Origin of the sequence: Salinibaculum salinum, from assembly GCF_037645885.1 — an archaeon.
GTDB lineage: Archaea > Halobacteriota > Halobacteria > Halobacteriales > Haloarculaceae > Salinibaculum > Salinibaculum salinum.
The window spans coordinates 1-5,984 of sequence record NZ_JBBENW010000039.1; the positions used below are offsets into that span (position 1 = coordinate 1).

5 protein-coding genes and 1 pseudogene are annotated in these 5,984 nt (G+C 58.6%); 2 read left to right on the forward strand and 4 right to left on the reverse strand.

Features of this window, described 5'->3' with window-relative positions; all coding sequences use genetic code 11:
• Nucleotides 1-530, forward strand: a pseudogene (locus WDJ60_RS18610) (hypothetical protein); the annotation flags it as partial.
• A gap of 175 nt (nt 531-705) precedes the next feature.
• On the opposite strand, the gene WDJ60_RS18615 reads toward WDJ60_RS18610, so the two are convergent.
• Genes WDJ60_RS18615 through WDJ60_RS18630 form a run of 4 tightly spaced genes read right to left on the reverse strand, consistent with a single transcriptional unit; the run spans nt 706 to nt 3,185 of the window.
• Nucleotides 706-1,524: a hypothetical protein gene (locus WDJ60_RS18615; protein ID WP_340102274.1), complete on the reverse strand. Its 819-nt coding sequence runs from the start codon at nt 1,522-1,524 to the stop codon at nt 706-708.
• Entirely contained in the window at nt 1,521-2,279 is a 759-nt protein-coding gene (locus tag WDJ60_RS18620; RefSeq protein ID WP_340102276.1) for a hypothetical protein, read from the reverse strand. The genes WDJ60_RS18615 and WDJ60_RS18620 overlap by 4 nt, the downstream gene beginning before the upstream one ends.
• Nucleotides 2,269-2,754, reverse strand: a complete 486-nt coding sequence (locus tag WDJ60_RS18625; protein ID WP_340102278.1) for a hypothetical protein — start codon at nt 2,752-2,754, stop codon at nt 2,269-2,271. The genes WDJ60_RS18620 and WDJ60_RS18625 overlap by 11 nt, the downstream gene beginning before the upstream one ends.
• Nucleotides 2,751-3,185, reverse strand: a complete 435-nt coding sequence (locus WDJ60_RS18630; protein ID WP_340102280.1) for a hypothetical protein — start codon at nt 3,183-3,185, stop codon at nt 2,751-2,753. Before WDJ60_RS18630 ends, WDJ60_RS18625 begins: the two co-directional genes overlap by 4 nt.
• 828 nt (nt 3,186-4,013) lie before the next feature.
• Here WDJ60_RS18630 and WDJ60_RS18635 point away from each other — a divergent pair.
• Nucleotides 4,014-5,984 (forward strand): hypothetical protein (locus WDJ60_RS18635; protein ID WP_340102282.1); only part of this gene is annotated, 1,971 nt, incomplete at its 3' end.

A 5,984-nucleotide genomic window follows, 5' to 3' on the forward strand; every position in this document is an offset into this window, starting at 1 on the left:
GGTCGTTGGAGGGTAAGGAGTTGAAACTCGGTGGTGGGGAGGACTGGTGTCCGGCGTGTCATACTGAGAATCCGGAGTCGGAGGAGTGTCCGCATGAGGCGTATGAGACACACCCAATAGTTGAGGGTCGAGACGACGCGGACAAGACAGTCACGACGGGGAGTGAGGCGTACCGTGGTAATGGTGAGGTGCCGTTTGAGTATGAGGAGGAGCCGGATCACGACGCGGAGGTCGTGGGGTACAACGACTATGTGCCGGAGTGGCGTGTAAAGTCAGTCACCATAGACGGAGAGGAGCACCGCGCGAGTGCGGGTAATGGCATAGACATGGTGGAGATCACGAATGAGAGGCAGAATCTGCGGGAGGAGTTAGAAATTGAGCCGTCCCAGCGGTATCGGTGTACAGTTGGTTCGTGCAACGTGGCGGCGTATGGTGAGACGTACCTCAGTCATCTCCGGGAGCACAATTACCACCGGCGTGTTGAGTTGGGTGCGACTGAGTTTGTCCTCGGCACGTTCGAGGAGGAGTAAATGGGTCATTTCTGCGGTCGGTGTTGGTAGTAGAGTGGAGAATTTCGACAGTTACGCGCGTTAGAGTGTATGTCTTGGTCACAGTCACTCTCATCAAACTGCTATGTCGTCGCCGTCATGCACTTACGAAAGGTAAGCGTGTGAGAGTCGTACCGCCGTCCGGCGGTTAGAATAGTCACAATGAGCCGGTCTTAATCTTTGACACAGTAGAGCGTTCAATGTCGAACGCCTGGGCAATCTCGGCTTGTGTGGCGCTACTGTCCTCGGCCATCATTTTGATTTTCGCTTTGTCGTCGTCGGTGAGGGTGTCGGAGGTGTCCTCCTCAGTGTCCTCCTCTTGGAGTTTGTCGGCGTCGAAGTACCCACTTTCGAGGAGTTCGTCTTTGAGAGAGGAGAGGTGCTGGTAGGTGGGAGAGTCGTTGGCGTCCATGTTGGCAAACCGAATCCGGTCCACGTCGTCGTAGCCTTTGGTTTTGACGTTACCACGGTTGAAGTCGGCACCGACTTTGTAGGGCCGAAAGTAGCCTATCGGTTCTCTCAGACACCAGAGGCGGTAATCTGCTTGTTTTCTCAGACTCTTATCGGCCTTACTCCAGTGTGGGAGAGTGACAATAGAGACAATGCGCTTCTTTCGCATGAGTTGCCAGGCGTTGGAGAGGTCGACGTTCTGTTGGGCCATAGCGCGGCGGGCTTGTCCGGCACCGGCACCACCGAGTTCGTCGAGAATCAAAACACTCGGTTGGTCTTTGCCGGGGTGGTCACGCCAGCGGGAGAGGTATTGGTCGCCTGAGAGAGTCATGTCTTCTTTCTGCATATCGTAGCCAAAGGCTTTGGAGAGGAGTTGGGCGAGGTAGACGGCGAGGCCGGTTTTGCCAACACCTGTTGAGGCGTCTTCACTGTCGACAATAATACGAGCACCACCTTTGCGCGGGCCGAATATGCCGTGGCAAAGGTCGTGCCAAAAGTTGGTGTCGGTGAGGTGTCGGTCACTCATAGTTCGTCTATGTCCTCAATGTCTGAGTAGTCGCCAGCGGCTTCTTTGGTGGGGTCGCCGACTTCGAGGCCAATACCGGCGTTTTGGAGAAATTGGTCGGCTTTTCGGACGGCCGTTTCAAGCCACTCGTGGCGGAGGGAGACGGTACGTTGTGGGCGGGCAATCTCCAGTTCCGGGCCGAATTTGGCGGGGTCAAGTTCGACGTTCCAGCTGAAGGTGGTCGTCGGTTGGTCAATGAGGTCTTTGAGTCCTCGAATGGTGAACCGGCGGGGTTCTGGCGGTTCAAAATCCGAGCCGAATTTGCTACTACCTCTGACGAGTTTGGTGTTAGAGACTGAATCGTCGTAGAAAAGACTCCAGCGTATGTGTTCGGAGTATTCGCTTTTGCTGGGGTGGTTTGGGACAATGAGCGTCTCTCCATCAGTTGGTGCTATGAGCGTGTCGACAATGGGGAGCTCCTCGTAGTAGTGGTGGGCGTCCTCGATCTCCTCACTCCGGAGGAGTGGTTCAATCGTTTTGAGGTATTGACGGACGGTAGTTGCCCAAACGTCAGTGAGTTGGGCGGTGGCGGGTTCTCCAGGTTGGAGCGCGACGTTACCGTTCAATTTGGCACCGACGAAAATGTCGTCTTCACGTTCGGCCACTCGGTCACGGGCGTCAAGAATCCGGTCTTTGAGCCGGTTAGAAATGCGATTCTCCTCATCAATGACTTGAGCGCTGTCGTCCTGGTCGTTGTCGTCGTGTTCAAAACTCATTGTCCTCAGAGTGAGAGTCGGCGGGCATTTCTTCGCGAATCTCTACCAGTTCCTCTCGTATTTGGGAGACTGAGCGGGGTGTCCAGGGGTCTATGTCGACGGGCGGTTGTTCGGGGAGGTCCATGGCGTCGACGGCGATCTCCTCGGCGGCGTGGCCAATTTTGGTGAGTGTGTCGACGTCGAGGGGGTCCTCTACTTCGGGGTTGAATGTCTCCCATCGGAGGGCGTCAACAGTGTCTTTGAGGCCGTCATAGTCGGCAATAGAGCGGTCGTGCCATATGTCGGCATATGGGCCGTCGCCGTCGTATTCGGTGCTGAGGAGTCGGACTACCCACTGTTTGGTAGTGAGGTGAAATTTCATGTGGGCGTGGTGAGGGTCCGGGTCAATCAGGTGGTTCTCCTCGACGGCTTTTTTCGCGGCGTACCAGTCAAGCCGGTATTGCTGAAAGTGGTCGTACATGGCAATATCCGTCATGCAGTCTCACTCTCCTTGGCGAGCGGGAGGAGTCCTCGGAGTGGGCGTTCGAGGGCCATCTGTGCGAGCGCGGCGGTGCCAATAATGCCAGTGGCGAGTGCCGCAACCACGGTACTGAGGCCGAGTGCGACAACGGCGGCGGTGAGAGTGCCGTTTGAGGCGAGGAGTCCGGCGGCGGTCATGAGTCCGAGGGCAAATGCGAGGAGTGCGGCACCAATACCGACGGTGAGCGGTGAGGCCAGCCGTTCGAGGAGGGTCTTAGTCTCCGGGCCACCGTCGGCGGTGGTGACGGCGTGGCCTTCAGCCGCGAGGCCGGAGCGAATGAGTCGGCGGGTGGCTTCAGTTTGCCCAATGTCGCGGTCTTCGGCGTAGTTCTCTACCTCTTGTTTGGTGTCGGCGTCGAGGCGGGTTGTGAGCGGTTCTTTGCCCATACAGGCGTTAGGGCGGCCGTACACAAATGTGTACGGGTTAGTTCAAATAACCGACGAATACCACCGGGTGTCCGACACTTATATGGCATACCGTCGCCAACAGGGGTGGTAAGAACAACATACTCACCTCTAACAAATTGTGACTGAGTGTCCGGAGAAGGGCCGGACACGACCGGGGAGGGCCGTGCCAGCGGCCCTCAACCGGCGGGCAACCAAACCTTGCAGGGGCGCAGGTTGCGTACTCGGCCTTTCTCACTCCGACGGCAAAGTAGTTTCGCAACGAAACGCCGAGCGGCTGTGTACGGGGGGTAAAGCGTCTAAGAGTGCCGAGAGTGGCAAATCCACTCTTTCGGGGTGCGGACCATCTTGTGCGGTTGCGGTTTGTGTGAGGAGCAGGCGCTTGAGGCCGATAGCGCCCGCAGGGAGCGAAGCGACTGAGGGAAGAGAGGGTGAGCGGGAAGCTCCGAGTAGTGGTGCGGTGCTGTCGGCGGGCTGGCGGGAGGTCGCGGACGTCCTCGACGCAACGGAGGGACAGTGCCATGAGTAAGGTTCACATGGCAAAGTGTTGGGAGTGTGGGTGGGAGTCGCCAAAGTGTGCCACTAAGGGGAGTGCGACGTATTGGGTGGGTTTTCACGCGATCTACAACGGGTGTCCGGCCAATACTGTCCGGACAGTCCGGACGTCGGAGGTGTCGGAGTAATGGAGCCGTGGCGGTGGCGGTGTCCCAACGGACATACGTCGTGGGAGCAGGCGGCTGACGGGTATCGGTGTCGGACGTGTGCAGAGACGTTCTCTGAGCTTTGTGACGCGAGGGAGGGTGTGACGGCATGAGTATTGAGAAACCTGTGAGTGGGCCGTCTGTGTCTTTCTCGGGGCCGTCGCATGGAGGGCCGTCGTTTCCATGGGAGACGTTTTTCGACAATCTCGGTGGGCCACAGTCGCGGCGGGAGTTGGCGTCGTCGTTAGTCGAGGGAGACGTCCAGCCGAATGTGCCGGCGGCCTTGGACATGATCGACGCGGCGTTGGCACGGGGAGAGTTGGGGAGTTCCGGCCAAACGATCTATCCATCCTCTCGGCAAAGCAACCTGAACAAGTCTGTAAACTCCGCTCCGGCCGAAAATCCGGCGTCTGAGAATAGCGGTGAGAAAGAACCGCCGAGTATCGAGGAGAAAGTAGCCGAGTTTGCGGCGGAGTATCCGCGCCGGGTGTCACAACGTCTTTCGGAGAGTCATGGTGTGTCACTGCGCCGGGACTATGCACACGCTATTACGGAGGAGTGGGTAGAGCGCCAGCCGGACATACCGGAGTTAGTGTCTGAGCCGGCCGTGAAAGGTGAGAATGAGACATACCGCGCTATGGAGTGGGGTGAGGCCGTCCGGACACTCCTGGAGAAATACCGGCGGACGAAAAATACCACCATCAATTTGGAGAAAGGCGACTGGAGGGATGGTGAGGAGCATACTGAGTTTTCAATATCGGCAGAGAATCGGTGGTTTGCGTCGTACCAGAAAAAATACTACGCCCAGCTGGACGCATGGCTTCGAGAGTTGTGCGGTGGGGAGCGGCCGTCGGGTGGCACGACAGAGCCGTCCTTTGAGAGTCCGCGAGTCGCCCTAATCACGCGGTCGGCGTCCTCAAAACCGGAGGGAGAGAGAGTGGGGCCGGTGACACACGCAAAGCAGTTGCAGGAGTCGTGGTCGGACGTGTACCACACCATGCGAAACACACTCCGTTCGGAGGGGTATGAGTTGGGTGAGTCGTGGCAATTTGACAGGCGCTTAGAGCCACACACGGGCAAGAGAGGTAATGAGAACGGGACGAATGAGGCGTATGCACATGAGCACGTTATTCTGGTAGTTGACGGAGACGTGACGGCCGCCGATCTCCGTCCCATCATAGAGAAACACGTCGAGGAGACGGAGTGGGCTGGGGAGTCGGCACATGGAGAGGAGGCGATTGAGGTTCGGGAGCCGGGCGAGTTGAATGACGTAGCCGCCTATGTTGCCGACTATTGTAGTATTGATCCGGTTGAGTTGTGGGAGCGGGAGCCGGCATATGTCGGGTGGGCGGCGGCCATGGACGCGGGCAATATCCGGACGGTGAGCCGTTCTGAGGCGGCACGGGAGGTGGCAAAGGTGGACAAATGCCGCCAGCGGTATGAGTCGGAGGAGGCCGAGCAGTCGGAGCCACATGGGGCGACTGTCCGCCGGGACGACGGGGAGCGGGTGTGCAATCATTGTGGGTGTAGCCATGACGTGGGGCAAGAGGGGACGTTAGTGTCGGAGAGAATAGGTGAGAGTTTGGAGGCGTCTGAGTCGTTGGTTGAGGGGGAGGACTACATTGTGCCGGACGGCGGGGTCGAGGTGCTGGGTAGAAAGCAGAAATTGGAGCAGTCGTGGCGTGAGGAGGAGACATGGACAGACGCGCACGGTAACGAACGGACGGCAGAGGGAGCGGTAGCGGCGGCGGCGGTGGGGGAGTCCTCCAGGCGGCGGGAGCAAAGGCGGGTAGTCGAGGAGTGGTGTGAGGAGTCAAGTGGTGAGAGTTTAGCCGTGTGGTGGGCACGGGAGGCTGGGGAGGTGTCGCCACCGGACGACATGGCAACGTTGGTGGCGGAGGTTAGGGCTGGAGTGGGGCCGTCGGGAGGGTCGGTTCGGGAGGGAGAGAGAAAGAGTGGGGGGAGGTCGTTGGAGGGTAAGGAGTTGAAACTCGGTGGTGGGGAGGACTGGTGTCCGGCGTGTCATACTGAGAATCCGGAGTCGGAGGAGTGTCCGCATGAGGCGTATGAGACACACCCA